We start from the raw sequence: 1,519 nt of genomic DNA, 5'->3' as shown, positions 1-1,519 counted from the left end.
TGTAATGTCTTGGGGCATGGTTGTCGGGTGTCTTGGGGCATGGTTTACTTCTGTCCTGGGTCATGGTTGACGGTTGGGGTGGGGGATGATGGGTTGGTAGTTGCGGGTGGGGTCGAGTGGCTGGTCGACGAGGATCTCGCCGGTCCCGGCGTCGGTGATGGTGACCTGTCCGTGGTCGATGGCGAGGATGACGGGGCGTCCGGCGTTGGCCCTGCCCGCGGTGAAGGTCCTGGGCGCGCCGGCGATGTTCCGGGTCTTCACCGTGCCGTTGCCGTCGAGCCTGCGGGTCCTGGCGGGCAGGTCGACGTCGGGGGCCTGGTGGGTGTGGGCCGGCGTGTGCCGGGGTTTCCCTCCCGTCCGGGGTCCGCGCCGTCCGGCGTCGGCCTGGGCGCGGGCGGCGAGTTCGGGGTCGGGGGTCGCCTTGTCGCGTGCCCGGTACGCCTCGCCCGGTGTCCTGCGGTCCAGGGCGCGGTGGGGGCGTTCCTCGTTGTATATGCGGCGGAACTCGTCCAGCTGCCCGTTCAGCGCGTCGAGCGAGGGGGCGAGGGGACGGGCGGCCAGCCATTGCTTGAGGGTGCGGTGCCAGCGTTCGATCTTGCCCTGGGTCTGGGGGTGGTAGGGCCTGCCGTTGTGCTGGCGCACGCCCATCAGGGCGAGCGTGGTCTGGAAGTGCCCGGGCCCGGCGCCCACGAGCCGGGTGGTGTACACGGTCCCGTTGTCCGTCAGGATCCCCGCCGGGACGCCGTGCTCCCTGCACGCGTCGAGGAACGAGTCCTCGACGGTGCCCATGGTGATCGAGGCGAACGCGCGCGTGTACAGCAGGTAGCGGGAGTGGTCGTCGAGCCAGGACAGGACGAGCGCGTCCGATACCGCCGTCAGGGGCCAGTGGGTGAAGTCCGACTGCCACAGCTCGTTGGGCAGCCCGGCCTCGAACCTCACGTACGAGGAGCGGGGCCGTTTCCTCGGCTCGGGGGCCACCAGGCCCGCGTCCCGCAGGATCCGGTGGATCGTGGAGGGCGCGGGAGGGCGCACGCCCTCCCTGTGCAGGCGGGCCGCGATCGAACGCGCGCCCGCGTCCAGGCCCTCGCCCGCCAGCCGCTCCCGCAGCGCGACGATCCGGGCGGCGAGGGCCGGGTCGGTCCTGTTGGCGATCCTGCGGGCGGCGCGCGGGCGCGGCAGCAGCCCCGCCTCGCCCTCCCGCCGCCACCGGCGGACCAGCTCGTGCGCCCACTGGCGGCTGACCCCGTAGCGCTCCGCCACGCGGCAGACCGGCTCGCCCCCGTCGACCGCCGTGACGATCGCCCTGTTGCGCAGGAACCCGCCGCGCGCCGCGGCCGTCGACCCGGCATCCACGCCGGACGTTCCCGCCGGCTTTCCCGGAACATTCCCACCGGCGTGCACGCCGGGATGCTGTCGTTGTGTATCCATGACACAACCACACCACCACCGTCAACCATGCCCCAGGACAAGCGTCAACCATGCCCCAAGACACCCGTCAACCATCCGCCGAAACAAGACA

At 71.9% G+C, this 1,519-nt stretch carries 1 protein-coding gene; it reads right to left on the bottom strand.

What is annotated here, in order from left to right; translation table 11 throughout:
• Positions 1–60: 60 nt before the first annotated feature.
• Positions 61–1,428, bottom strand: a complete 1,368-nt coding sequence (locus KIH73_RS10735; protein ID WP_219083373.1) for an IS481 family transposase — start codon at positions 1,426–1,428, stop codon at positions 61–63.
• Positions 1,429–1,519: the final 91 nt, after the last annotated feature.

This window comes from Bifidobacterium phasiani, assembly GCF_019331775.1.
Classification (GTDB): Bacteria; Actinomycetota; Actinomycetes; order Actinomycetales; family Bifidobacteriaceae; genus Bifidobacterium; species Bifidobacterium phasiani.
This window is presented reverse-complemented; position numbering and strand designations above follow the sequence as displayed.

What these genes read in the sequence shown, in the direction of transcription:
- KIH73_RS10735 (WP_219083373.1), bottom strand. Translation starts at nt 1,428, where the DNA reads ATGGATACACAACGACAGCATCCCGGCGTGCACGCCGGTGGGAATGTT.